The sequence below is a fragment of the Streptomyces sp. ST2-7A genome, from assembly GCF_021390475.1.
Lineage (GTDB): Bacteria > Actinomycetota > Actinomycetes > Streptomycetales > Streptomycetaceae > Streptomyces.
Map to the genome: position 1 here is coordinate 43,274 of NZ_JAJUWS010000031.1, position 24,141 is coordinate 67,414.

The window sequence follows — 24,141 nt, forward strand, 5'->3', positions numbered from 1 at the left end:
CCGGAGCACCGGGGCCGGAGGTCAGCCCCGGTGTCCCACCGCCCGGGATCAGTCCAGCAGCTCGTAGGCCGGCAGGGTGAGGAAGTCGACGTACTCCTCCGCCAGGGCGATCTCCAGCAGCAGGTCGTGGGCGCGCCGCCAGCCGCCGGCGGCGAACTCCTCCGGTCCGACCTCCGCCCCGATCGCCGCCAACTCCTCGGCGGCGATCTCCCGCACCAGCGCGGCGGTGACCGTCCGACCGTCGTCCAACACCACCCGGGCGTCGATCCACTGCCACATCTGCGAGCGCGAGATCTCCGCCGTGGCCACGTCCTCCATCAGGTCGAAGACCGCCACCGCGCCCCGCCCGGCCAGCCAGGAGCGCAGGTAGCGGACACCCACCTGAACGGCGTTGCGCAGCCCCGCCAGGGTGGGGCGCTCGCCGGTGGAGTCGATCGCCAACAGCTCACCGGCGTCCACCCGCACCTCCTCACGGAGGCGTTCGCGCTGGTGCGGGCGGTCGCCCAGGACCGCGTCGAAGGAGGTGCGGGCCACCGGCACCAGGCCGGGGTGGGCCACCCAGGAACCGTCGAAGCCGTCGCCGGCCTCCCGGTCCTTGTCGGCGCGCACCTTCCCCATCGCCGCCGCGTTGACCGCCTCGTCCCTCGACGGGATGAACGCCGCCATGCCGCCGATGGCGTGCGCGCCCCGTTTGTGGCAGGTGCGGACCAGCAGTTCGGTGTAGGCGCGCATGAAGGGGGCCGTCATGGTCACCGCGTTGCGGTCCGGGAGCACGAACCGCTGCCCGGCGTCCCGGAAGTTCTTCACGATGGAGAACAGGTAGTCCCAGCGCCCCGCGTTGAGTCCGGCCGCGTGCTCGCGCAGCTCGTACAGGATCTCCTCCATCTCGAAGGCGGCGGTGATCGTCTCGATCAGCACGGTGGCCCGGATGGTGCCGCGCTCGATGCCCAACAACTCCTGCGCGGCGACGAAGACCTCGTTCCACAGCCGTGCCTCGGCGTGCGACTCCAGCTTGGCGAGGTAGAAGTACGGGCCGCGCCCCTGCTCGGCGAGGAGCCGGCCGTTGTGGAAGAGGTACAGCCCGAAGTCGACCAGGGCGCCGGGGATCCGGCGCCCTGCCACGGTCAGGTGCTTCTCGTCCAGGTGCCAGCCGCGCGGGCGCATCACCACCACCGCCAGCTCCTCGTCGGGGCGCAGCGCGTACCGCTTGCCGCGCTCGTCGGTGAAGTCGACGCGACGGCGGAAGGCGTCGGCCATGGAGAGCTGGCCGCCGATGACGTTGGCCCGGGTGGGGGAGGAGGCGTCCTCGAAGTCCGCCAGCCAGACCCGGGCGCCGGAGTTCAGGGCGTTGACGGTCATCTTCCGGTCGGTGGGGCCGGTGATCTCCACCCGGCGGTCCAGCAGAGCCGGCGGGGTGTCCGCGACCGTCCACTCCGCCTCGCGGATCCGGGCGGTTTCCGGCAGGAAATCGAGGGTGCCGGTGCGGGCGATCTCCGCGCGGCGCGCGGCACGGGCGGCCAGCAGGTCGTCCCGCACGGGGGTGAACCGACGGTGCAGCTCGGCGAGGAACTCCAGGGCCTCCGGGGTCAGTACCTCCTCCTCGCGGGGCAGGGGGGTGCCGTGCACCTCGACGGTCGCGGACGGGCGGGAGGTGGTGCCGGGGGCGGCGTCGGCCATGGGGAAGGACTCCTTCGCGGGCGGCCGGCGGCCCGCATCGCCGCGCGCCGCCATGGACGGAATCCTAGGTTCGCCCCGGGCGGGGTTCAACACTTTGTTGAGGAACCGGTCGCTCGGCGCCGCGCACCGTGCGCCGTCACCCGTCGTGCTCTCCGCCGAGCACGCGCCGCAGGTCCTCCGGGGTGTCGATGTCCGCGGGGTCGGCCACGTCCGAGCACTCCACCGTCACCACCCGGTCGGCGTGCTCCGCCAGATAGGCGCGGGCGCCCCGGTCGCCCCGGGCGGAGGCGATCACCCCGGGCAGGTGGGCGGCGCCCAGCAGCACCGGGTGGCCCCGCCTCCCGGCGTGGCCGGCCGTGACCAGGGCGGTGCGGAGTCCGCCGGGGAGGTTCCGGGCCGTCGCGATCACCCGGGCCGCCGCCACGGCCCCGATCCCGGGCTGGTCCACCAGCGTCACCAGCACGGCGTCGGCCGCCGGCGGCGGGGTGAGTCCGGCCCGCAGCGAGGAGCCCATGCCCCGTTCCCACTCCGGATTGACCACGATCTCGCAGGGGACCGGCGTCGACGCGTCCAACCGGGCCCGGACCCGCTCGGCCTCCGCGCCGATCACCACCCGCACCGGATCGCAGCCGGCGGTCGAGAGCGTGGTGACGGCGTGCTCCACCAGGGTTCGCCCCCCGAGTTCCAAAAGGGCCTTGGGACGACCGCCCAGACGCCGGCCCCCGCCCGCCGCGAGGACCAGGCCGACCGGTCGGGAGTCCTCCCTCACGCCGATCGGGCCGGCCCGGTGATCGCCCCGGTGATCGTGAAGCCCTTGGCCGGGCCGGTGGGCACGGTCACCGGAGTGCCGTAGGGGCGCGGGTCTCCTCGAGGTACACGGCCTCGCCGGGGGAGGGGGAGGTCGGCAGGGTCACCGTGCCGCCGTCGTCGTGGTCGTCGATCAGCGGGTACACGGGGATACCGGCCCGGGCGTACGCCCGGCGCCTGCGGATGCGGTCCCGCGACACGCTCTCGTGGCCGGGGGAGACCACCTCCACCACCGGTTCGAGGCAGGAGGCGCACAGGCCGATCCCGTCCCCGGTGATGTGGGGCTCGTCGTCCTCCGGGGCCACGAAGAGATCGGGAATCCACACCTTCAGGTCGTGGATGACGTTCATGTCGTTCCCCGCGACCCACCCGGTGCCGCCGGGAGTCCGCGCCAGGAAGTCGTTCAGGGCCCGGTGCGGGCGGTTGACGGCCCTGCCGTGGCGGTAACGACCCGTCGGTGACACCTCGATGAACCCCTCGACGATCTCGGCGCGGTGGCCCTCGGGGAGTTCCATGGCCTTCCACGCCCCCCACAGGACCTGGTCGAGCCCGGGGTCCCGATGGGCCGGGGCGGCGGGGCCGATGGCGTGGGTCATGGCGCAGCACCTCCTCCTCAAGTGTGGTGGTCGGGTCACCGCCGGACAAGCCTTTCCGGCACCGTACGCCGGGCCGGACGGACCTCTCCGGGGAAAGCGGTTGTCCGCCCGGCCCTCACCCGATCGCGTGAGGGGCGGCTCTCACTCCGGCCGGTGGGTGTTGAGGGAGGCCGACAGGTCGCGGGCGACCTCGCGCAGCAGCGGCACGATCTTGTCCGTGGAGTCCTCGGTGAGCCGCCCGGCCGGTCCGGAGACCGAGATGGCGGCCGGGGTGGGGGAGTCCGGCACGGAGACGGCCAGGCAGCGCACGCCGATCTCCTGCTCGTTGTCGTCCACCGCCCAGCCGTCGGCGCGTACCGTGGCCAGTTCGGCGAGGAAGGCGTCGGGCGAGGTGACGGTGCGCTCGGTCAGCGCGGCCATGCCGGTGCGCACGAGCATGGACCGCACCTCCGCGTCCGGTCGCTGGGACAGCAGCGCCTTGCCCACGGCGGCGGTGTGCGGGGGGACCCGCTTGCCGACCTCGGTGATCATCCGCATGGAGTGCCGGGAGGGCACCTGCGCCACGTAGACCACCTCGTCGCCGTCGAGCAGCGCCATGTTGGCGGTCTCCCCGGTCACGTCCACCAGACGTGCCAGATGGGGACGGGCCCAGGTGGTCAGCGGGCGGGCGGCGGCCTCACCGAGCCGGATCAGGCGGGGACCCAACGCGTAGCGCCGGTTGGACTGCTGGCGGACGTAGCCGCTGGCGACCAGGGTGCGCATCAGGCGGTGGATGGTCGGCAGGGGCAGGCCGCTGTCGTTGGCCAGCTCGCTGAGGCCGATCTCACCGCCGGCGTCGGCCATGTGCTCCAGGAGGACGAAGGCCCGCTCCAGGGACTGGACCCCGCCGCCGGTGGCGGCTGGCGATTTGCGTTCCTCGGACGGCGGCACGTGGCGTTCCTTTCCGGCTGCGTGTGCTGGATGTACTGGATGTGCGGGGTTGTGCCGGGGCGGATGACCCCGGGGAACTCGTGGGGTTGCGGTGTGCTTTTCGTGTAACAAGACCGGGCTTCCATGGTACGGAAGCGTCGTCTTCCCGCCGGCGCCGGCGGGTGGGGCTTGACGCGAACCCGTCGGTGACCCAGACTCCCCGCAACTTCAACACAATGTTGAAGTCGATCCCCCACCACCCCGCGGCGCCCGGAGTGCCCCTGTTTCCCGCGCTCCCCTCGAGCCCGCCGGCTCCTCCGGCCCGGGACGGCGTCGTCCCCGTCCGGGACCCCCGTCGACCCCGATGAACAGGAGCTCCGCCGTGCCGCCCACCGTCGAGACCCTCCTGCGGTCCACCCGCGTCGTCCTCCCGGAGGGTACCCGCCCCGCCGCCGTCGCCCTCTCCGGGGGGCGCGTCGACGCGGTCCTGCCGCACAACGCCACCCCGCCGGCGGGGTGGCGGCTCGTCGACCTCGACGACACCGCCCTGCTCCCCGGCCTCGTCGACACCCACGTGCACGTCAACGACCCCGGCCGTACCCCCTGGGAGGGCTTCGCCACCGCGACCCGGGCCGCCGCCGCGGGCGGCGTCACCACCATCGTCGACATGCCGCTCAACAGCCTGCCGCCCACCACCACCGTCGACGCCCTCGCGGTCAAACGGGACGTCGCCGGACCCCGCGCCGTGGTGGACATCGCCTTCTGGGGCGGCGCCGTCCCCGACAACGCCGCCGATCTGCGCCCCCTGCACGACGCCGGGGTCATGGGCTTCAAGTGCTTCCTCTCGCCCTCCGGCGTCGAGGAGTTCCCCCCACTGGACCCCCACCGCCTCGACACCGTCATGGCCGCCCTCGCGGAGTTCGACGCCCTGCTCCTGGTCCACGCGGAGGACCCCGCCCGCCTGGACGCCGCCCCCGCCCCCCACGGCCCCCGCTACGCCGACTTCCTCGCCTCCCCCCCGCCGGCCGCCGAACGCGACGCCAACGCCCGGGTCCTGGACCTCGCCCGCGCCCGGGAGTGCCGCGTCCACCTGCTGCACCTGTCCGCCGCCGACCCCTTGCCGCTGATCGCCGCCGCCCGCCGCGACGGCGTCCGCGTCACCGCCGAGACCTGTCCCCACTTCCTCGTCCTCACCGCCGAGGACGTGCCCGACGGCGCCACCGAGTTCAAGTGCTGCCCCCCGATCCGCGACGCCGACAACCGCGACGCCCTGTGGGAGGCGCTGGCCGACGGCACGATCGACTGCGTCGTCTCCGACCACTCCCCGTGCACCGCCGACCTCAAGACCCCGGACTTCGGCACCGCCTGGGGCGGCATCGCCTCCCTCCAGCTCGGACTGCCCGCCGTGTGGACCGAGGCCGCCCGGCGCGGCCACGACCTCGCCGACGTCGTGCGCTGGATGTCCGCCGCCCCCGCGGCCCTCATCGGCCTCGACGACCGCAAAGGCGCCATCGCGCCCGGCCGCGACGCCGACCTGGTCGCCCTCGACCCCGACGCGACCCTCACCGTCGATCCCGCCGCGCTCCACCACCGCAACCCCGTCACGGCCTGGGCCGGCCGCACCCTGCGCGGCGTGGTGCGCCGCACCTGGCTGCGCGGCACCGACATCACCCCCGGTCCGCCCCTCCCCACCGCGCCCACCGGGGAACCGCCGTCCCGGCCCACCGGCCGCCTGCTGGAGAGGACCCGCCCGTGACCACCCCCCACCCCGCCCCCGGCCACGGCGAACGCCCCCTTCCGGAAGCCGGGTTCACCGGCCCCGCCCGCCCGTACCCGGGCGGCGACCCGCACGCCGACCACCGCTCCTCCCCGCACCCCTTCACCGACCTCCCCGACCTCGCCGACCCCCGCACCGGCGGGACCGTCCCCGCCGCGAGTGACGAGTTCTTCGCCGAACGGGAACACCTCATCGCCCCCGAACGCCCCCGCTTCGACCCCGGGGCCTTCGGCCACAAGGGCAAGAGCATGGACGGCTGGGAGACCCGCCGTCGGCGCGGCACCTCCGCCGACCACCCGCACCCCGACCCCGACGACCACGACTGGGCCCTGATCCGCCTCGGCGTTCCCGGACCCGTGCGCGGCCTGGTCGTCGACACCGCGCACTTCCGGGGAAACCACCCCGACTCGGTCGCCGTCGACGGCCTCCATCTGCCCGGCACCCCCTCCGTGGCCGAACTCCTCGCCCCCGGCGCGCCGTGGATCGAGCTGGTGCCCCGCACCCGGGTCGGCGGTCACGCCGCCCACGGCTTCCCCGTCACGGCCTCCCCCCGTCTGACCCACCTGCGGCTGCGCCAGTACCCGGACGGCGGTGTCGCCCGGCTGCGCGTCCACGGCGAACCCCTGCCCGACCCCGCCTGGCTCGCCGCCCTGGGCACCTTCGACCTCCTCGCCGCCGAACACGGCGGACGCGTCGAGGACGCCTCGGACCGCTTCTACTCACCCCCCGCCCACACCCTGTTGCCCGGCCGTCCCGACCGCATGGACCAGGGCTGGGAGACCCGTCGCCGGCGCGACCGGGGGCACGACTGGATCCGCTACGCCCTCCCCGCCCGGGCCCGGATCCGCGCCGTGGAGATCGACACCGGCCGCTACCGGGGCAACGCCCCCGGCTGGGCCCGCCTGCACACCTTCGACGCCGCCGCTCCCGGAGCCGGCGACCCGACGGATCCGGCCGCCCCCGGGTGGCGGGAACTGATCCCCGCCACCCGCCTGGAACCGGACACCGTCCACCGCCTGCTGCCCGGTGGCGCCTCCGGCGAGGCCGACGGCGATTCCGGAACCGGCTCCGGTGGCGCGCACCCCGGTGACGACGCCCGCACCGCGACCCGGGTCCGCGTGGAGATCCTGCCCGACGGCGGTCTGGCCCGCCTGCGGCTGTACGGCTCCCTCACCCACGACGGCGCGACCGATCTGGCGGAACGCTTCCGCGCCGCCCTCCCCTGACCCCGCCCGGGCCCGGGCCGGCTCGAAATCCTGCGGGGGAGAGGCCCCTTGGGTCGTAGAGTCGAAGCCATGAGCAGTGACCGGGCCACCGCCCCGCCCACCACCCCGAACCGCACCGCCGACGAGGTCGACGCCCTCCTCGACGCCGCGCTGCGCACCGACGGGCCGGCCGCCCCGGACGGCACCCCCCTGCCCGCCATCGACCTGCCCACCCTCGGCGGCCGGTTCGTCCGCGACCCCTACCCCTTCTACGCCCGCATGCGGGAGCGGTTCGGTGACGTCTGCCGGGTCCTGCTCGGCGACGGGGGCAACGTCTGGTTCGTGCTGGGGCACGACGCCGCCCGGAGCGCCCTCACCGATCCCCGATTGATCAAGGACTGGACCCGGGTCGCCGCCATGGAGGGCCTGCGCGACGAGCGCCGCCCCACCGACCACAACATGCTCAGCGCGGACCCGCCCCGCCACACCCGGCTGCGACGCCTGGTCTCCCGGGAGTTCACCCCCCGCCGCATCACCATGCCGGAAACCCGGCTCGAGGAGATCACCCGGGACCTCCTGGACACCATGACGGCCGCCCCGGAGCGCCGCGCCGACCTGGTGGAGGCCCTGGCCGTCCCCCTGCCCATGACGGTGATCTGCGAACTCCTCGGCGTGCCCTTCCTGGAACGCGAGGACTTCCGTACCTGGTCCGCGATCCTCCTGGGCTCCTCCACCCCCGAGGAGGAGCGCGACGCCGCCGTGGCGATGAACGACTACCTGGCCGAACTCGTGGAACGCAAGCGCGCGGCCGGTGGGGACGACCTGCTCGCGGCCCTCATCCGCGCCCGGGACGAGGAGGGCGACCGGCTCTCGGAGTCCGAGTTGATCGGCATGGCGTTCCTGCTCCTGGTCGCCGGCCACGAGACCACCGTGAACCTCATCGCCAACGCCGTCCTCGCCCTGCTCACCCACCCCGAACAGCTCGCCGCGCTGCGCCGGGACCCCGACCTGATCGACACCGCGATCGAGGAGACCCTGCGCTGGGACCCGCCGGTGGAGCGCGCCACCTTCCGCTTCACCACCGAGCCGGTGCGCTTCGGCGAGGTCGTCGTGCCCACCGGTGAGGGCCTGCTCGTCGTCCTCGCCTCCGCGGGTCGGGATCCCGCGCACGCCCCCGACGCCGACCGCTTCGACATCCTGCGCGACCCCCGCCCGCCGCACCTCTCCTTCGGCCACGGCATCCACTTCTGCCTCGGCGCGCCCCTCGCCCGGCTGGAGGCCCGGGTCGCCCTGCGCGCGCTGCTCGAGCGCTGCCCCGACCTCGACCTGGACACCGAGCCGAAGGAGATCCGGCACCGGGTCAGCCTCATCGTCCGGGGCCCGGAACGGCTGCCCGTGCGCTGGTGATCCCGGGGCGGACGGGGCCGCCTCCGGCGGTGCCGGGGCCCCGTCGGTCCCGTCCACCCCCGCCCGCCCCGGAACGATCTCACCGTTCGGTGCCCGCGACGCCGCCCCCGGCGCCGGTGACATCATGCGGGTATGACGACCGTGTCACTCCCCGGATCGAAGTCCGTCACCGCCCGCGCCCTCTTCCTGGCCGCCGCCGCCGAAGGCGTCACCACCCTGCGCCGCCCGCTGCTCGCCGACGACACCGAAGCCTTCGCCGAAGGGTTGGAGCGCCTCGGGTACGCCGTCGAGCGAGGGGCCCGCGACGGGGAGGACCGGCGGATCACCGGCCGCCCCGCCGGCCCCGCCGCCGCGACGGCCGACATCATGTGCCGGGACGGCGCCACCGTCGCCCGCTTCCTGCCCGGCCTGGTCGCCGCCGGCCGCGGCGAGTACCGTTTCGACGCCTCCGAACAGTTGCGCCGCCGCCCCATCGGCCCGCTGGTCACCGCTCTGCGCGAACTGGGCGTGCGGGTGGAGTGCGAGGAGGCCGAGGGACACCTGCCGCTGCGCGTGGTCGCCGACGGCGTCAAGGGCGGGGAACTGGAGTTGGACGCCGGCCTGTCCTCCCAGTACCTCACCGCGCTGCTGCTCCTCGGCCCGCTGACCGACGAGGGGCTGCGGATCACCGTCACCGGCCTGGTCTCCGTGCCGTACGTGGAGATCACCATCGCGATGATGCGCTCCTTCGGCGTGACCGTCGAACGGGAGGGCGACACCTTCGTCGTGCCGCCGGGCGGCTACCGGGCCGCCGACTACGCGGTGGAGCCCGACGCCTCCACCGCGAGCTACTTCTTCGCCGCCGCCGCCCTCACCGGTCGCGAGGTCACCGTCCCCGGCCTGGGGCGCGGCGCACTCCAGGGTGACCTGCGGTTCGTGGACATCCTGCGGAAGATGGGCGCCGAGGTGAGGGTGGGGGAGGACACCACCACCGTGCGCGGCACCGGCACCCTGCGCGGCGTGACCGTCAACATGCGGGACATCTCCGACACCATGCCCACCCTGGCGGCCATCGCGCCCTTCGCCGACGGCCCGGTGCGCATCGAGGACGTGTACAACACCCGGATCAAGGAGTCCGACCGCCTCGACGCCTGCGCCGACAACCTCGGTCGGCTCGGCATCCGCACCGCCACGGGTCGGGACTGGTTGGAGATCCATCCCGGCACGCCGGTGGGCGCCGAGATCGGCTGCCGCCGCGACCACCGGATGGCGATGAGTTTCTCCGTGACGGCCCTGCGCACCCCCGGCATCACCCTCGACGACCCGGAGTGCGTGAAGAAGACCTTCCCGGACTTCCATCGGGTCTTCGCCGAGGTCTGGGGCCCGCCCGCCGGGACCACCTGAGCCACGAGGATGACCGGGACCTCCTCCGGAGGTCGTAAGGGGCACCGTCGCGGGTCGCAGAACCGGTGTGGTCCCGCGCGGGATGTGGCGACCCGGGCCGCACCGGAAGAGTGGGGACCACGCCGCCGGCCGGAGCGGGGCACCATCCCCTCCGGCCGGTGCCCCACCGAGCAGGAGAGAATCCGTGAATCCGGTCGCCACACCACCCGCCGCCACCCCGTCCGCCGAGCCGCCGCCCGCCCCGGGCCGGGAGGCACGGCGCGCCCGTCGCAGTCGATGGACGGCCCCGGCGGCCGGAGTCCTCCTCGCGGCCCTCACCCTGACCGGCTGCGCGGGCACGGCCGTCGGGGACGCCCCCGTGCCCCCGCCCCCGCCCCCCACCGCCGACCTCACCGCCGAGGACCTGGACACCTGGCTCGACGGCCTGGTCCCCGCGGCTCTGGAGCAGACCGGTATCCCCGGCGCGGCGATCTCCGTGGTCCACGACGGCGAGGTGCTCACCGCGCGCGGTTACGGTCACGCCGACACCGGCGCGGACGGCGGGGACCCGGTGCCGGTGGACGCCGACCGGACCCTCTTCCGGGTGGGGTCGGTCTCCAAGCTCTTCACCGCCACCGCCGTGATGCAGCTGGTGGAGCGCGGCGAGATCGACCTGGACGCCGACGTGCACGAGTACCTCGACTTCACGGTCCCCACCTCCTTCGACGACGACCTGACGACGCGCCACCTGCTGACCCACACCCCCGGCTTCGAGGAGCGGATAGCGGATCTGATCGCGCCGGAGGACACCGAGATCGACCTGCGTGGCCACCTGGTCACCGACCCGCCGGAACAGGTCTACCGGCCCGGGACGATCCCCGCCTACTCCAACTACGGCGCCACGCTCGCCGGATACGTCGTCGAGCGCGTCTCCGGGGTCCCCTTCGAGGAGTACGTGCGGGAGAACATCCTCGAACCGCTGGGCATGGACTCCTCCGACTTCGCCCAGCCCCTTCCCGGCGACCTGCGTGACCGCATGGCGGGCGGCTACGCCTCCGCCACCGGCCCTGCCGGCCCCTTCGAGGTCGTCACCGCCGCCCCCGCCGGCGCCCTGACCTCCTCGGCGACCGACATGGCGCGCTTCATGCTCGCGCACCTGGGGGAGACCGGTGACGGGCCGACCCTCCTCGCCCCCGAGACCCTGGAACTCATGCACGCACCGGGCCTGGACGCCGACTCGCTCGGCGCTCTCGCCGAGGGACCGCGGATGACCCTCGGGTTCTTCGAGGAGAACCGCAACGGCCGGCACATCGTCGGCCACGGCGGTGACACCAAGTTCTTCCACACCCACCTGCAACTCCACCCGGAGGCGGGCACCGGGGTCTTCGTGACCCTCAACGGTGGTGGACGGGGGGACATCGACAGCCTGCGCCTGCGCGAGTCGATCCTCCACGGCTTCACCGACCGCTACTTCCCCGGCGACCCCGGCAGTCAGGGCACGCGGCCGACGGCGGCCGAACACGCGGCCGTGGCCGAGGGCGTCTACGAGAGCTCCCGGTCGATGCACACCACCTTCCTGTCGGTCCTCGGCGCCCTCGGCGGACAGACGCACATCGTCGCCCGTGAGGACGGCACCATCCTGGTCACCCCCGGACCGGAGACCCTGGAGCCCACCGTCTACGAGGAGATCGAGCCGTGGGTGTGGCGCGAGGTCGGCGGGCAACGCATGCTGACCATGCGGGTGCGCGACGACCGGGTGGAGGCGATCGGCTACGCCTCGGCCTTCGCCCTGCTGCCCGCGAGCCCGGCCCGGCACGCCTCCCTCACCCTCCCGATCCTGGCCCTCTCGACCCTGATCCTGCTGGCCGCCGCCCTGGCCCGGCCCGTCGGCGCCCTGATCCGCCGCCGATTCTCCCTGCCCGCGCCGACCCGGACCGCGCGTCTGCCCCGGGCTCTGCGGACCACGGGCGCCGTGGCCGTACTCGCAGCCCTGGCGGGGTGGGCCCTGACCCTCACCCGGGTCATGGAGTTGGAGCAGGTGTCGCCGCTCCTGCTCCGCGCGCTGGTGGCCGTCCAGTGGCTCGGTGTGCTCGCGGTGATCCCCGCCGCCCTCGTCCTGGTCGGGGACGCCCGACACCGCGCGGGAGCGTGGCGGTACGTCACCGGCGCGCTCGTCCTCCTCGGGCTCGTGGGGGTGGCGTACTTCGCGGCCGTCTTCGGACTGCTCTCCCTCGACGTCTCCTACTGAGCACCTCTCCGCGCCCCTCTCCGCCGGGGGCGGCGGGCCCGCCGCCGGGCGCCGGCCCCCGCCCCCGGCGGATGCGGCACGATGGGCACGCCTCCCGATGAACGAGGAACCGAGCATGGTGACGACCCACGAATCCCCCGACACCCCCGGTGGCCCCCTCCCCGGGGCCGACGCGGAGCCGCCCGACGGCATCGGCCCCCGCCTCACCGCGCGGCTGGACGAACGGTTGAACCGCGCGGGCCTGCGCACTCCGTTCGCCCGCGACCTCCTCACGGCGGCGGCCGTCGCCGTCCTCTCCGTCGGTATGCTCCTGCTCACCCTGCTGATCCTCGCGCGGGCGGAGGACATCCGGCTCCCGGTGCCCGCCACGGCGGTCCTGATCCTCCTCGTCGGCGCGCAGTCGGCGGTGCTGTGCGTGCGCCGGCGGAACCCGGTCGCGTGCCTGTCGATCGTGGCCGGCCTCCAACTCGCGGCCCTGCCGTTCTTTCCCGCGGGAGTGAACTTCCAGGGGCTCGCGCCCTTCGTGGCCGCCTACACCTGCGGCACCCTGCTGCCCGCCCGAGCCCGGATCCGACTCCTGGCGGCCGTCACCGTGCTCCACGGTCTGGTGGGAGCCGTGGTCGCCGGGGCTTTCGTGACATCGGTCGGGGCCGTGGACCTCGGGTTCCCGGTCGGTTCCGGTGACGATCCGCTGTTGCGGTTCCTCGAGGCGACGGTCTGGGCCGTGCTGGTCTACGGCGGTTCCGCGCTCGTGGGGATCCATGTCGGCACCCGCCGCCGGTACCTCGAGCTGCTACGGGTCCGGGCGGACGAGGCGATCCGCGCGCAGCGGGAACGCGCCGAGAACGCGATCCGCGCCGAACGAACCAACATGGCCCGCGAGTTGCACGACATCGCCGCCCACCACCTGTCCGGGATGGTCGTTCAGGCGGGAGCGGTGGAACGGCTCATCGGCCGGGACGACCGCGCCGCCCGCGAGGCGACCGCCTGGATCCGCGCCCGGGGCCGCGAGACGCTCGACGGCCTGCGCCTGGTCGCCCGAACCCTGCGCGACCCCGGGTGGGACACGGAGTACCCCGGCGCCGGACCCGGGGGAGGGGACGGACCGGTGCCGCTCGGCGCGCCGATGCCGGGGGTCGCCGCCCTCGACGCCCTGGTGCGGGCCGAACGCGAACTCGGCATCATCGTCGAACTCGTTCGGGAGGGCGATCCGTACCCGCTGCCGCCGGTCGCCGACGTCACCGTCCACCACGTCGCCCGACAGGCGCTGTCCAACGCCCGCGAGCACGCCCCCGGCGCCCCCGTGCGGATCCTCCTGCGCCACGAGGCCGGCCGGGTCGTCCTGGAGGTGGACAACGGGCCGGGCCGGGTGGGGGAGGGGGACGCCCCCGCCGGGGAGGGCGCCGAGCCCGGAAACGCCCCGCGGGGAATGGGACTCATCGGGATGGGGGAGCGGGCCCACCTGGTCAACGGCCGACTGATGGCCGGCCCGACCCCCTCGGGCGGATGGCGCGTCCGGCTGGAGATCCCGGTGGACCGCGAGCGTGCCCCGGTTCGGGACACCCCGGGCGGAACGGGACACGACACGGATGACGTCGAGAAGAGGAACGGACGATGATCAGGGTTCTCCTGGTGGACGACCAGGCCATGGTGAGGGCGGGATTCCGCGTCATCCTCGGCACGGCGGAGGACATCGAGGTGGTCGGCGAGTGCGCCGACGGCCGCCGGGCGGTCGAACTCGCCGAACGCCTGAAGCCCGACGTCATCTGCATGGACGTGCGGATGCCCGGTGGGGACGGACTGACCGCGACCCGCGAGATCCTCTCCCGTGCCGTGGACGACCCGCCCCGCATCCTGGTCGTCACCACCTTCGACCTGGACGAATACGTCTTCGGCGCGTTGGAGGCCGGGGTCGCCGGATTCGTGCTGAAGGACACCGACCCGGACGAACTGATCGACGCCGTACGCCGGATCGCCCGGGGACAGGGACTGGTGGACCGGTCGGTGACCCGGCGCGTGATGGACGAGTTCGCCCGCCGTACACCGGCCGGCCGGCCGGCCCCGGAAGCCGCCGAACTCCTTACGGACCGGGAGGCCGAGATCGTCCGCCTCCTCGCCCGGGGCATGTCGAACGCCGAGATCGGGCGGGAACTGTTCATCGAGACCAGCACGGTCAAGTCGCACCTGGGCCGGGCGATGACCAAGATCGGCGCCCGGGACCGGCTCCAGACCGTGGTCTGGGCCTACCGCAACGGCGTGGCCCGACCGTAGCGGGCACCACATGCGGGGACACCCCGGCCCGGCGGATCAGTCGTCCCGCGACAGGGAATCACCCCGCCGCGCCTCCCGTGCCGTACAACCGGCGAGCACACCAACCAGACCGACTCCGGACGGTTGGCCCACCTCGCTCCCCTCCGCACGGCGCCCCTCCCCGATCGGTGACGGCCCGGCACGGAATCCGTCCACCGGCCGACCATGACCGCGACCGTTCGTGTCGGGCGCGCCCCCACCGGAGCGACGAATGCCGCCCCGGCACTCAGCCGACGCCGGCCCCCGGCCCGGCCACCCGCCGCACGCGGCGCAGGTTCCGGACCAACGTCCACGTGGCGAGCAGGACCATCGCCGCTCCGACCCCCACCCACCCACCCACCCGCCCCACCGGCGCGGTACCCGCGCACGGCACCGAGGAGGAGAAGGGCCGCGACGAGAACCCCGAGGACGGACAGCACGGCGGAGATTCGGGCTTCGATACGGTCGCTCACCCGCACATCATCCTTCGTCACGCCGCCCGGGGAGGGGAACCGTTCGGAGTCGGTCGGCCGAACAACGGGAAACGGCCGGCATCGACCCCCGGCGCACCGGCCCCGGGCGTCGGTCGGGCATCGGTGTTCACACCCCGCCGGGACGCCTCACCCGGTGCCCGGGCCGGGGACACCGGGCTTCCACGGCTCACCGGAACCGAAGCGGGCGCGGAGCACGACGTGCGGGGAGGCCAACACCGCGTCGATCGCCTCCCGGGGGACCTCCCTCCGGGCCGGCCGCCGGGGCACGTGCCGGTAACCGGCGGCCCGCATCGCCTCCGCCCCCTCCCGCCATCCCTCGGCGGCGTTCACGACTTCGTCCACCGCCTCGCCGGAGGAGTGGCGCGAGGGACACCGCCGCTTCTGGGCCCGCGAGGGCACGCCGGTGGACGACGGGACCGAGGTGGTCTGCCTCTCCTTCAGGGTGGCCGGAGCGGGCTGAGAGCCGGACTCCACCCGTCTCCCCGGTCCCCGGGGAAGGAACCCCACTCAGTCCGAGGGCGGGGCCGGGAACCACACGCCGAACCACTGTTCGGCGCCGTACTCCTCGTACCGTTCCACCTCGGTGAACCCCAGCTTCGCCGCCAGGCGCAGGGCGCGTTCGTTGGCGGTTCGGGTGCAGAGCACCACCGGCTCGCCGGGGAACGCGCCGCCGAACCAGCCGAGTGCCGCCGCGCACGCCTCGGCGGCGTACCCGTTGTCCCACGCCTTCGGCAGGAACAGGTAACCGAGTTCGGCTTCCCCGCCCTCCGGCCGGACACGACGCGGACTTTCCGGGGCACGCCGATCGAGCGTGGTCGTCCCGATCATCGCCCCGTCGAGTTCGACCACGAAAAGACCGGGGCGCCGTCCGGGCACCTCGGGCATCGCACGTTCGAGTTCGTCACGTGGGCGGGCGCCACCGATGTGGGTGCCCACCTCCGGCGAGGAGAACAGTTCGACGAACGCCGGGCGATCCCGGGCCTCGGACTCGCGGAGCACGAGTCGTTCGGTCCCGATCGGGCCGGGCGGCCAGGCGACGGAAATTGGTTCGGTCATGAGGAGCAACCTATGGCTCCCGCACGGGAGTTGTTCGAAGCGGAGGGTTCGGTGCGCGGGAAACCGGCCACGGGCGCATCCGCCGCGCGCCGGGTCTCCCCGGCGCGGCCCGAACACCGGCGGGAGAACCGGGAGCCGGTTGTCCGACCCTCCCGGTAGTGTCCCGATCATGCGTGGTGACGATGTTCGCGGGGCCTTGGAGGACGCGGAGACCTTCCTCCGCCGGCACACCGACCGGGAGTGGTCGGAACTGCCGGTGCCGGGGTTGGACTTCACCGTGGCCTCGGTGATCCGGCACGTCACCGATGTCCTGCTGTGGTACGCGCTCGACCTCGCCGGCGGCCCTGGGGACGACATCGCCTTCGACAACTCAGTGCGCGCCGACGCCACCCCGCCGGCCCTGGTGGCGAGCCTCGGCGCGGCGGGCCGGGTGTGCGCGGCGATCATCGACGCCGCCGGGCCGGAGGCGCGTGGCTTCCACCCTTCCGGCACCGCCGACCCCTCCGGCTTCGCCGCCATGGCCTGCGACGAGATCCTCGTGCACACCCGCGACGCCGCAGCCGGCCTGGGTGAGGGAAGCGGTGAAGGGATCGGCTTCACCATCGCCCCCGACCTGGCCCGTGCGGTGACGGCGCGACTCTTCCCCTGGCACGAGCCGACCGTCGACCCGGTGGAGGGGCTGCTGTGGGCCAACGGCCGGATCGACCTGCCCGGTCGGCTCCGCCAGGAGAAGTGGCGCTGGCGCTGCGCGCCCCTGGCCGAGTGGGACGGCACGGCCCCCGGCGCCCGGTGACCGGCGCCGACTCCGGCAGGGCTCGCACGTCGCGGTCGAATCGGTGGAAGGGAACGACGGGATGAGGGACGGGATGCCGGGTCCGGCGCTGCGCCCGGGTCGGCCCGATGACGCGCCGACGCTCACCGCTCTCGCTCTGCGCTCCAAGGCGCACTGGGGCTACGACGAGACGTTCATCGCCGCCTGTCGCGAGGAGTTGACCCTCCGGCCGGCGGAGGTCGCGCCGCGCCGAACGGTCGTCGCGGAACGGGACGGCGCCCCGCTGGGCTTCTCCACCCTGGAGGGCGAGCCGCCGGGGGACGCCGAACTCGGCCTGTTCCTCGTCGAGCCCGCCGCCATGGGCCGGGGCGTCGGCCGGGCCCTGTTCACCCGTCTCCTCGCCGATGCCCGGGCCATCGGTTTCGGCCGGATCGTCTTCGACGCCGACCCGCACGCCGAGCCCTTCTACCGGGCCATGGGAGCGGTGCCCATCGGTGAGTCCCCCTCCGGCTCCCTCCCCGGCCGCGTACTCCCCCGCATGACGATCCCCGTTCCGCCCCGGAGCGACTCCGCCCGCGCGGTGGGGGAGCGGCCCGCCGGGTGACCGCCCGGCCGGGGCGGCCTCGGCATCCCCGTCGGGGCGCAGGACCGGACCGGGCGAGCCGTTCCAGAAGTAGGTGGAGCGCACCTTCCCGTACTCGTGATCGCCCGGTTCGACGGCGCGACCGACCAGCGGTTCGGGCAGGGAGTCGTAGCCGATGCCGGGGGCGCGCTTGGCGAGAGCGGCGGTCGGACGGACATGGAAGCCGCGCCGATCACGCGCGACCGCTTTTCCGGTTTTCCGCCCGCCGAAGGGGGCGGCCCCTCCCGGCAACCCCGCCCCTACCGGGAGGCGGCGCGCAGCAGGCGGAGCTGCCCGATCTCGGCGACGTTCTTCATCAACTCGGAGTTCACCCACCCCACCGTGTCGAGCACGGTGAACCCGGAACCCTCCGGCCACGGAAAGGGGGCCTCGGCGTCGAGGTCGGTCCCGTCGAGGTCGTCCAGGACCGCCGACCACTCCGCGCACAGCCCGCGCAGCCACTCCACCGCAGCCTCGTCCCCGGGCCAGGTGATCTCCTCGCGCGCCCGGGGCGGGCGCCCCCGCAGGTGGTCGACGGTCACACCCCACCACCACCCGATGTGCCACCCCAGCCAGGCGATGGTCGGGACCGGCACCGGATCGGGCTCGGTGTCCGACCAATCCGGAGCCCATGTCCCGTCGGCGGATCGGCGCACCGTCCAACACAGGGGAGCCGGCTCCCAGCGCAGATCGCCGGGCTCCAGACGCTCCAAGTGGTACTCGAACAGCGCGTGGATCAGCTCGTACTGCCGACGGAGGGGATCGATCCGGGATGCGTTCACCGGGCCACCCTGCCACCGGTGCCGGACGGTCGGGAACCGGATATCCGCTCGACCCCCGGACACCGGCGGGTCACGATGCCGTGACCGGAACACGACGGGACCGTCGTGGCGCGCCCCCGACCCGGGGGCGTAGGGCAGAATCGACCTCGATGAGTACGTATCGGGAGCGGGTGCCGCGCGGGACCGCGCGGGCGGCGGTGCTGCGCACCATCGCCGGCCGGGAACGGCGCTCCCACCTGTCCGCGCCCCGGGTCCCCACCGTCGGGATCGACATCGGCGGCACCAAGGTCATGGCCGGGGTGGTGGACCCCGACGGCACCATCGTGGAGCGCCTGCGTACCGAGACCCCCGACAAGTCCAAGAGCCCCAAGGTCGTCGAGGACGTCATCACCGAGCTGGTGCTCGACCTCTCCGACCGGCACGACGTGCACGCCGTCGGCATCGGTGCCGCCGGTTGGGTGGACGCCGACCGCTCCCGGGTGCTCTTCGCCCCCCACCTCGCCTGGCGCAACGAGCCGCTGCGCGAGGCGCTGGCCGCCCGCCTGGTGGTGCCGGTGCTGGTGGACAACGACGCCAACGCCGCCGCCTGGGGCGAGTGGCGCTTCGGCGCCGGGCGCGGCGAGGAGCACCTGGTGATGATCACCCTGGGTACCGGCATCGGCGGCGCCATTCTGGAGGACGGCAGCGTCAAGCGCGGGCGGTACGGGGTGGCGGGGGAGTTCGGCCACATGCAGGTCGTCCCCGGCGGCCACCGCTGCCCCTGCGGCAACCGGGGTTGCTGGGAGCAGTACAGCTCCGGCAACGCCCTGGTGCGGGAGGCCCGTGAGCTGGCCGCCGCCGACTCGCCCGTCGCGCAACGGATCCTGGAGGTCGTCGAGGGCCGCATCGAGGACATCACCGGCCCGATGGTCACCGCCCTGGCCCGCGAGGGCGACCCGATGTGCGTGGAACTGCTCGAGGAGATGGGCCGGTGGTTGGGCGTGGGCCTGGCCAATCTGGCCGCCGCCCTCGACCCCTCCTGCTTCGTGATCGGGGGCGGCGTCAGCGAGGCCGACGATCTGCTGATCCACCCGGCCCGTGAGGCGTACCGCAGACAGCTGACCGGGCGCGGCTACCGCCCCGAGGCGCGCATCGTCCGGGCCGAACTGGGCGCCGACGCCGGCATGGTCGGCGCCGCCGACATGGCCCGCCTGGTGGCACGCCGCTTCGTGCGGGCCAACCGCCGGCGCGCCGAGCGGGTCCACCGCGCCGGTTGGATCACTTCCGCCCCGACGCCGGCCGGTGGCGCGCCCCGGGAGGACACCCCGGCACGGGGGAACGATCGGGCATCGGGGAGCGGCACGGCCCCGGGGTCCCGACCGGGGCCGGGCGCGTCGGGTGGTGCCGGGGCCGGGCGGGGGGACCGGCGATGAGCGGACCGATGGGCGGGCCCATGGGCGAGGGTCCCACCGGCGGCCTGAGCGGGGCCACCGCCTCGCGCGAACAGCGCGTTCCCGAGTACATCCCGCCGCATCCCCCGCACATACCGCGCCGGCGGTGGGTGGTGGCGATCGTGGTGGTACTGCTCATCGCCATCCCGACCGGTTATCTCGTCCTGTCGGGATCGCAGAGTCGGGACAGCGGCCAGGACAAGCAGCGGGCGGCCTCCGCCCGGACGCTGATCTACGAGTGGCCCAGTCGGGTACAGCGTCGCATCTACGACGTGCCGATACCGGACGGTTCCACCTACGTGGGCCACTACGAGACCAACAGCTGGGAGCGCAGCACCCTCTACGTGCAGTTCCGCACCTCCCCCGAGCAGTTGGCCGCCTTCCTGGAGGAGCTGGGGACCAGCCGGGCCGGGCTCAGCGAGGGGACGGTCACCATCCCCCCCGAACACGCGGACGTGGTGGGATGGGATTTCACCGACCCCTCGCGCTCCCGGGCGGGGGTGACCGTGCAGCAGTCGCCCGCCGAGCCGGAGGTGGCGATCACGGTGGACGTCACCAAGCCGGAACGGCCCCGGGTGTACGTGGTCTCCACCTCCGCGCCCTGAGGCGCCCGCCCGTTTCCCCACCGCGCGCCGCCGGTCACCACCCCGGTCACCATCCGGCGGCGCGCAGTACCTCCCGGGCGATGTCGATCGGCTCACGACCGTCCGTCCGGATCCGGACCGTCCCCGTCGGGGCCTCCGCCGCCAGCCGTTCCGCCGCCCGCAGGCTCCGTTCCAGGTGCGGGGCGAGGCCCGAACCGCTCTCCCGGCGTCCCAGCCGCTCGCGCAGCACGGCGGGTTCGGCGGTCAACAGGACCCGGGCGACGGTGAGCGGCCCGCCCGGCCCCATGGCCCGCCGGAACATCGGCTCCTCCAGCACACTCACGGTGTTGGTGTAGACGAGGCGGTGGTGGCCGAGGGCGGCGTGGTTCGCCCACACGGCGGCGAGGTTCCGCTCGGTGATCGCCGAGCGGTCCGGGTCGTCGGGTGGGGCGGGATGGAGGTGCCCGAGGAAGTCGCACTCGATCAGGCTGTGCGCGGTGTCGCGGCGCCGCAGCAACTCGGACACCTCGACCGCCACGGTCGACTTCCCCACGCCGGAGGGGCCGCCGATCAGCAGCAGGGAGCGCGGGGGTGCGCCGGGGTCCTCCCGGGCGCCCGGCCTGCGGGCGGGCGCGGGGACGCGGGGAGCCGATTCGGTGGTCACGTTCCGTGAGTATTCCGCTTGGCCAGGGGTACCCGCCACGGATTTTCCCCGTCACGGTTGGTACCGGGCCACCGGGCCACCGGCCCGTTCCGGTGGCCGGTGGCCGGTGGCCCGGTGGTCCGGAGCGGCGCGGGCCGACGTCAGGTCAGGTGCTCGGCGGCCAGCCGGCGAGCGGCGCGCTCCAGCAGCGGACCGGCCTGCGCCATGCACACCTCGGGGTCCGGCTCCAGGTCGGTGAGCGCGTACGCGGCGCCGATGCCCGCCTTCCGCAGGCTGCCGGGGTCGATGGCCAGTCGCCCGCAGACCGCCAGCACCGGCTTGCCCGCCTTCCCGGCCGCGGCGGCCACCCCGGCGGGGGCCTTGCCGTGCAGGGTTTGTTCGTCCAGGGAACCCTCACCGGTGATCACCAGCTCGGCGCGGGCCAGGGCGGGGTGGAAGCCGAGCACGTCCATCATCACCTCGACCCCGGGCCGGAAGACGGCGCCGAGAGCGACGAGGGCGCCGAAGCCCATGCCACCGGCCGCGCCGGCGCCCGGCGCCCGCGAGGCCCCGGCGGCACGGGGCCCGGCGGCCTCCTCCAGGAGTCGCGCCCACACCCCCAGGGCGGCGTCCAGGGCGGCGACGTCGGCGGGACCGGCGCCCTTCTGCGGACCGTAGACGGCGGCGGCGCCGGTGGGGCCGGTCAGCGGGTTGTCGACATCGCTCGCCAGGACGACCCGGGCGGCGCGCAGGCGGCTGTCCAGGCCGGAGAGGTCCACCCGGGCCAGGTCCCGCAGCGCGGCGCCGCCGGGCGGCAGCGGCTTGCCGGCGGAGTCCAGCAGGCGGGCGCCGAGCGCCTGGAGCATGCCGGCGCCGCCGTCGGTGCCGGCCGATCCGCCGACACCCAGGACGATCGTACGGGCGCCCTCGTCGAGGGCGGCGACGATCAGTTCACCGGTGCCCCGGGTGCCCGCGGTGAGCGGGGCGAAGGTGCGGGCCGGCAGCAGGCGAAGACCGGATGCCTCGGCCATCTCGATCACGGCGGTGTCGTCGCGCACGGCGAAGCGCGCGGTGACAGGTGCGCCCAGGGGACCGGTGACCCGCTCGCGGTGGACGGTGAAACCGGCGGTCAGGGCGGCCTCCACCGTGCCGTCGCCGCCGTCGGCGATCGGAAGCGACTCCACCACCAGGTCGGGACGTTCGGCCAGCAGGCCGGTCCGGACGTGTGCGGCGACCCGCTCGGCGGTCAGGGAGCCCTTGAATTTGTCGGCGGCGATCAGGATCCGTTCGATCCGCTCCGTGCCGGCCATTGTGCTCCGCCTCTCCCCGGCTCCGACGACCCCGTGTACCTCGTCGAATGTCGGGCAGTAGCCGCCGAGGTACCTCGGTCTCGAGGTGCCGTTGTGGTGCTTGGAATCGTCGTGTCGCACGCGACCCTATCCGGCCGATCCCGGGCCCACCACGGCGCCGCCGGCGGTACCGGTCACACTCGACGCGACGAGAGACGGGACAAAAGATTGAATAGCGGGCATAGTCGGTCCATGCGAACGGAGACCCGAACCCCCGACGAGCCCCCGGCCGGTCCGGTGGACGAGGGCGCCGTACCCGGAGCCCCGCCCACACCGGATACGAAGATCATCGCGATCGGCGTCGGCGTGGTCCTCGCCGTCGTCCTGTGGGCGGCCCTCGCCACCGACTCCTTCTCATCGGTCGCCGACACCTCCCTGGAATGGGTGCTGGCCAACTTCTCGTGGCTCTTCGTCATCGCCGCCGACATCTTCCTGATCGTCGCCGTGGTGCTGGCGCTCAGTCGGTTCGGCCGGATCCGCCTGGGACGTGACGAGTCCGAGCCCGAGTTCACGAACCTGGCCTGGATCGCCATGATGTTCAGCGCCGGCATGGGCATCGGACTGATGTTCTTCGGCGTCGGCGAGCCGCTCATGCACTACGTCTCCCCGCCGCCCTTCGGTGGAATCGAACCCGAGAGCACCGCCGCCGCACGGACGGCCATCGAGTACTCCTTCTTCCACTGGACGCTCCACCCCTGGGCCATCTACGCCGTCGCCGGCCTCGGTCTGGCCTACGTGACCTTCCGCAAGGGGCGCGGCAACCGCATCAGCTCCGTCTTCGTCCCGCTGCTCGGTGAGAAGCGGGTCATCGGCTGGCCCGGCCGCCTGATCGACCTGCTCGCCGTCTTCGCCACCGTCTTCGGCACCGCCACCAGCCTCGGCCTCGGAGCCCTCCAGGTCGCCCGGGGTCTGAACATCACCCTCGGCGTCGAGGACGGCCGTGGGTTGCAGCTCATCATCATCGCCGCCCTGGGCAGCGCTTTCGTGGTCTCCGCCTTCTCCGGCCTGCACCGCGGCATCAAGTGGCTCAGCAGCATGAACATCGTGCTCGCCATCGGGCTGATGGTGTTCATCTTCCTGCTCGGCCCCACCGTCTACATCCTCAACACCATCCCCGCCTCGGTCGGCTCCTACCTCCAGGACTTCCTGGAGCTCTCCACCCGCACCGGTGCCTTCGGCGGTCAGGAGTGGCTGGGAGCCTGGACGATCTTCTACTGGGCGTGGTGGCTGTCCTGGGCGCCCTTCGTCGGCACCTTCATCGCCCGCATCTCGCGGGGCCGCACCGTGCGCGAGTTCCTGATCGGCGTTCTCCTCATCCCCAGCGGAGCCTCCATCATCTGGTTCTCCGTGATGGGTGGAAGCGCCCTGCGCATCGACGCCACCGGCGCCGCCGACCTCACCGGCGAGATCGCCGCCGGGGGTGAGGAGGCCGCGATGTTCGGCCTGCTCAACGCCCTCCCCCTCGGCGCGATCACCTCCGTGGTCGCGATGATCCTGGTGATGACCTACTTCGTCACCAGCGCCGACTCCGCCTCCCTGGTCATGGGCTCCCTCACCAGTGGAGGGACGCTCAACCCGCACCGGTGGCTCGTGGTCACCTGGGGTGTGCTCATGGCGTCGGTCGCCGCCGTCCTCCTGGTCGCCGGGGGCCTGACCGCCCTGCGCTCGGCCACCATCCTGGTGGCGTTGCCGTTCGTGGTCGTGATGCTCGCGATGTGCTGGGCACTGGTGAAGGAGTTGCGCTCCGATCCCGGTGCCGGTCCCTCCCGCCGTCACCCCATGCACGGCGTGGGCGACGCGGTCCGCGCCATGATCGGCGAGGCGATGGAGAAGGAACGGCAACCCCGCAACCGGCGCCTGCGTCGGGTCGCCGGCTCGATGCGCGGTGGTCGCGGTCGCCCCGCCCGGGGCGCCGGGTCCGCTGCCGACCCCACCACCCGGCCGGGCACCGGGGCGACATCGGCCGACACCGATGAAACCCCCTGAGGACGACCCCGCTTCCCACCGCCCCCGGCCCCCGGAGGCCCGACCCCACCCGGTCGCGGCCCCGGGGGCCGGGGCGTGGCCGGGGCAGGAGAAGGGCTGCTCCAACGAGATCGGATTCCCCATCACTCCTTATTCTTCTTTCCGTG

At 73.9% G+C, this 24,141-nt stretch carries 21 protein-coding genes; 12 read left to right on the forward strand and 9 right to left on the reverse strand.

Annotated elements, in window-relative coordinates:
• Positions 1 to 48 precede the first annotated feature (48 nt).
• The 4 genes from aceB to LZF96_RS18490 all read right to left on the reverse strand — a co-directional run bounded on the left by aceB (position 49) and on the right by LZF96_RS18490 (position 4,010).
• Entirely contained in the window at positions 49 to 1,677 is a 1,629-nt protein-coding gene (gene aceB / locus LZF96_RS18475; protein WP_233873765.1) for a malate synthase A, read from the reverse strand.
• Positions 1,678 to 1,813: 136 nt separating this feature from the next.
• Entirely contained in the window at positions 1,814 to 2,446 is a 633-nt protein-coding gene (locus LZF96_RS18480; protein WP_233873682.1) for an NTP transferase domain-containing protein, read from the reverse strand.
• 67 nt (positions 2,447 to 2,513) lie between these two features.
• A complete protein-coding gene (locus LZF96_RS18485; RefSeq protein ID WP_233873685.1) occupies positions 2,514 to 3,080 on the reverse strand; it encodes a Uma2 family endonuclease in 567 nt (188 codons plus the stop codon).
• A 141-nt stretch (positions 3,081 to 3,221) separates the two neighbouring features.
• On the reverse strand, positions 3,222 to 4,010 hold the full coding sequence (locus LZF96_RS18490) for an IclR family transcriptional regulator (RefSeq protein WP_233873688.1): 789 nt from the start codon (positions 4,008 to 4,010) through the stop codon (positions 3,222 to 3,224).
• 343 nt (positions 4,011 to 4,353) lie between these two features.
• Here LZF96_RS18490 and allB point away from each other — a divergent pair, with 343 nt between their 5' ends.
• The 7 genes from allB to LZF96_RS18525 all read left to right on the forward strand — a co-directional run bounded on the left by allB (position 4,354) and on the right by LZF96_RS18525 (position 14,259).
• Positions 4,354 to 5,745 (forward strand): allantoinase AllB, encoded by a 1,392-nt coding sequence (gene allB, locus LZF96_RS18495; protein WP_233873691.1) that lies wholly within the window; start codon positions 4,354 to 4,356, stop codon positions 5,743 to 5,745.
• Entirely contained in the window at positions 5,742 to 6,992 is a 1,251-nt protein-coding gene (gene alc, locus LZF96_RS18500; protein ID WP_233873694.1) for an allantoicase, read from the forward strand. Before allB ends, alc begins: the two co-directional genes overlap by 4 nt.
• A 189-nt stretch (positions 6,993 to 7,181) precedes the next feature.
• The gene (locus LZF96_RS18505) at positions 7,182 to 8,378 is read left to right on the forward strand and encodes a cytochrome P450 (protein WP_374203271.1); all 1,197 of its coding nucleotides are present in this window, start codon (positions 7,182 to 7,184) and stop codon (positions 8,376 to 8,378) included.
• 132 nt (positions 8,379 to 8,510) lie between these two features.
• On the forward strand, positions 8,511 to 9,761 hold the full coding sequence (gene aroA, locus LZF96_RS18510) for a 3-phosphoshikimate 1-carboxyvinyltransferase (RefSeq protein WP_233873700.1): 1,251 nt from the start codon (positions 8,511 to 8,513) through the stop codon (positions 9,759 to 9,761).
• Positions 9,762 to 9,945: 184 nt separating this feature from the next.
• Complete coding sequence (locus LZF96_RS18515) at positions 9,946 to 11,988, forward strand: serine hydrolase (protein WP_233873703.1); 2,043 nt, start codon at positions 9,946 to 9,948, stop codon at positions 11,986 to 11,988.
• A 115-nt stretch (positions 11,989 to 12,103) separates the two neighbouring features.
• Positions 12,104 to 13,606: a sensor histidine kinase gene (locus tag LZF96_RS18520; protein ID WP_233873707.1), complete on the forward strand. Its 1,503-nt coding sequence runs from the start codon at positions 12,104 to 12,106 to the stop codon at positions 13,604 to 13,606.
• Positions 13,603 to 14,259, forward strand: coding sequence for a response regulator transcription factor (locus LZF96_RS18525; protein WP_233873710.1), 657 nt, complete (start codon positions 13,603 to 13,605; stop codon positions 14,257 to 14,259). Before LZF96_RS18520 ends, LZF96_RS18525 begins: the two co-directional genes overlap by 4 nt.
• 638 nt (positions 14,260 to 14,897) lie before the next feature.
• On the opposite strand, the gene LZF96_RS18530 is transcribed toward LZF96_RS18525, so the two are convergent.
• Both LZF96_RS18530 and LZF96_RS18535 read right to left on the reverse strand, forming a co-directional pair.
• Positions 14,898 to 15,245, reverse strand: coding sequence for a hypothetical protein (locus tag LZF96_RS18530; RefSeq protein WP_233873712.1), 348 nt, complete (start codon positions 15,243 to 15,245; stop codon positions 14,898 to 14,900).
• A gap of 33 nt (positions 15,246 to 15,278) precedes the next feature.
• On the reverse strand, positions 15,279 to 15,827 hold the full coding sequence (locus LZF96_RS18535; protein WP_233873715.1) for a GNAT family N-acetyltransferase: 549 nt from the start codon (positions 15,825 to 15,827) through the stop codon (positions 15,279 to 15,281).
• A 169-nt stretch (positions 15,828 to 15,996) separates the two neighbouring features.
• On the opposite strand from LZF96_RS18535, the gene LZF96_RS18540 reads away from it, so the two are divergent.
• Positions 15,997 to 16,620 (forward strand): maleylpyruvate isomerase N-terminal domain-containing protein, encoded by a 624-nt coding sequence (locus LZF96_RS18540; RefSeq protein WP_233873718.1) that lies wholly within the window; start codon positions 15,997 to 15,999, stop codon positions 16,618 to 16,620.
• A 61-nt stretch (positions 16,621 to 16,681) separates the two neighbouring features.
• A complete protein-coding gene (locus LZF96_RS18545; protein WP_233873721.1) occupies positions 16,682 to 17,203 on the forward strand; it encodes a GNAT family N-acetyltransferase in 522 nt (173 codons plus the stop codon).
• A gap of 278 nt (positions 17,204 to 17,481) precedes the next feature.
• Here the strand turns inward: LZF96_RS18545 and LZF96_RS18550 are convergent, their stop codons facing one another.
• A complete protein-coding gene (locus LZF96_RS18550; RefSeq protein WP_233873724.1) occupies positions 17,482 to 18,003 on the reverse strand; it encodes a DinB family protein in 522 nt (173 codons plus the stop codon).
• A 149-nt stretch (positions 18,004 to 18,152) separates the two neighbouring features.
• On the opposite strand from LZF96_RS18550, the gene LZF96_RS18555 reads away from it, so the two are divergent.
• A complete protein-coding gene (locus tag LZF96_RS18555; protein WP_233873727.1) occupies positions 18,153 to 19,415 on the forward strand; it encodes an ROK family glucokinase in 1,263 nt (420 codons plus the stop codon).
• Positions 19,412 to 20,038, forward strand: coding sequence for a hypothetical protein (locus tag LZF96_RS18560; protein ID WP_233873731.1), 627 nt, complete (start codon positions 19,412 to 19,414; stop codon positions 20,036 to 20,038). The genes LZF96_RS18555 and LZF96_RS18560 overlap by 4 nt, the downstream gene beginning before the upstream one ends.
• Before the next feature lie 46 nt (positions 20,039 to 20,084).
• Here LZF96_RS18560 and LZF96_RS18565 read toward each other — a convergent pair whose 3' ends face one another.
• Positions 20,085 to 20,594 carry an AAA family ATPase gene (locus LZF96_RS18565; RefSeq protein WP_374203272.1) on the reverse strand — a complete coding sequence of 170 codons (510 nt, stop codon included), beginning with the start codon at positions 20,592 to 20,594 and terminating at the stop codon, positions 20,085 to 20,087.
• 227 nt (positions 20,595 to 20,821) lie between these two features.
• Positions 20,822 to 21,970 (reverse strand): glycerate kinase, encoded by a 1,149-nt coding sequence (locus tag LZF96_RS18570; RefSeq protein ID WP_233873770.1) that lies wholly within the window; start codon positions 21,968 to 21,970, stop codon positions 20,822 to 20,824.
• Positions 21,971 to 22,201: 231 nt separating this feature from the next.
• Here LZF96_RS18570 and LZF96_RS18575 point away from each other — a divergent pair, with 231 nt between their 5' ends.
• Complete coding sequence (locus tag LZF96_RS18575; RefSeq protein ID WP_233873734.1) at positions 22,202 to 23,995, forward strand: BCCT family transporter; 1,794 nt, start codon at positions 22,202 to 22,204, stop codon at positions 23,993 to 23,995.
• Positions 23,996 to 24,141: the final 146 nt, after the last annotated feature.

Bases quoted from the DNA above. Each gene is read 5' to 3' on its own strand.
- aceB (WP_233873765.1), bottom strand. From the start codon at position 1,677: ATGGCCGACGCCGCCCCCGGCACCACCTCCCGCCCGTCCGCGACCGTC.
- LZF96_RS18485 (WP_233873685.1), bottom strand. From the start codon at position 3,080: ATGACCCACGCCATCGGCCCCGCCGCCCCGGCCCATCGGGACCCCGGG.
- allB (WP_233873691.1), top strand. From the start codon at position 4,354: ATGAACAGGAGCTCCGCCGTGCCGCCCACCGTCGAGACCCTCCTGCGG.
- aroA (WP_233873700.1), top strand. From the start codon at position 8,511: ATGACGACCGTGTCACTCCCCGGATCGAAGTCCGTCACCGCCCGCGCC.
- LZF96_RS18520 (WP_233873707.1), top strand. From the start codon at position 12,104: ATGGTGACGACCCACGAATCCCCCGACACCCCCGGTGGCCCCCTCCCC.
- LZF96_RS18525 (WP_233873710.1), top strand. From the start codon at position 13,603: ATGATCAGGGTTCTCCTGGTGGACGACCAGGCCATGGTGAGGGCGGGA.
- LZF96_RS18535 (WP_233873715.1), bottom strand. From the start codon at position 15,827: ATGACCGAACCAATTTCCGTCGCCTGGCCGCCCGGCCCGATCGGGACC.
- LZF96_RS18540 (WP_233873718.1), top strand. From the start codon at position 15,997: ATGCGTGGTGACGATGTTCGCGGGGCCTTGGAGGACGCGGAGACCTTC.
- LZF96_RS18545 (WP_233873721.1), top strand. From the start codon at position 16,682: ATGAGGGACGGGATGCCGGGTCCGGCGCTGCGCCCGGGTCGGCCCGAT.
- LZF96_RS18555 (WP_233873727.1), top strand. From the start codon at position 18,153: ATGAGTACGTATCGGGAGCGGGTGCCGCGCGGGACCGCGCGGGCGGCG.
- LZF96_RS18560 (WP_233873731.1), top strand. From the start codon at position 19,412: ATGAGCGGACCGATGGGCGGGCCCATGGGCGAGGGTCCCACCGGCGGC.
- LZF96_RS18570 (WP_233873770.1), bottom strand. From the start codon at position 21,970: ATGGCCGGCACGGAGCGGATCGAACGGATCCTGATCGCCGCCGACAAA.
- LZF96_RS18575 (WP_233873734.1), top strand. From the start codon at position 22,202: ATGCGAACGGAGACCCGAACCCCCGACGAGCCCCCGGCCGGTCCGGTG.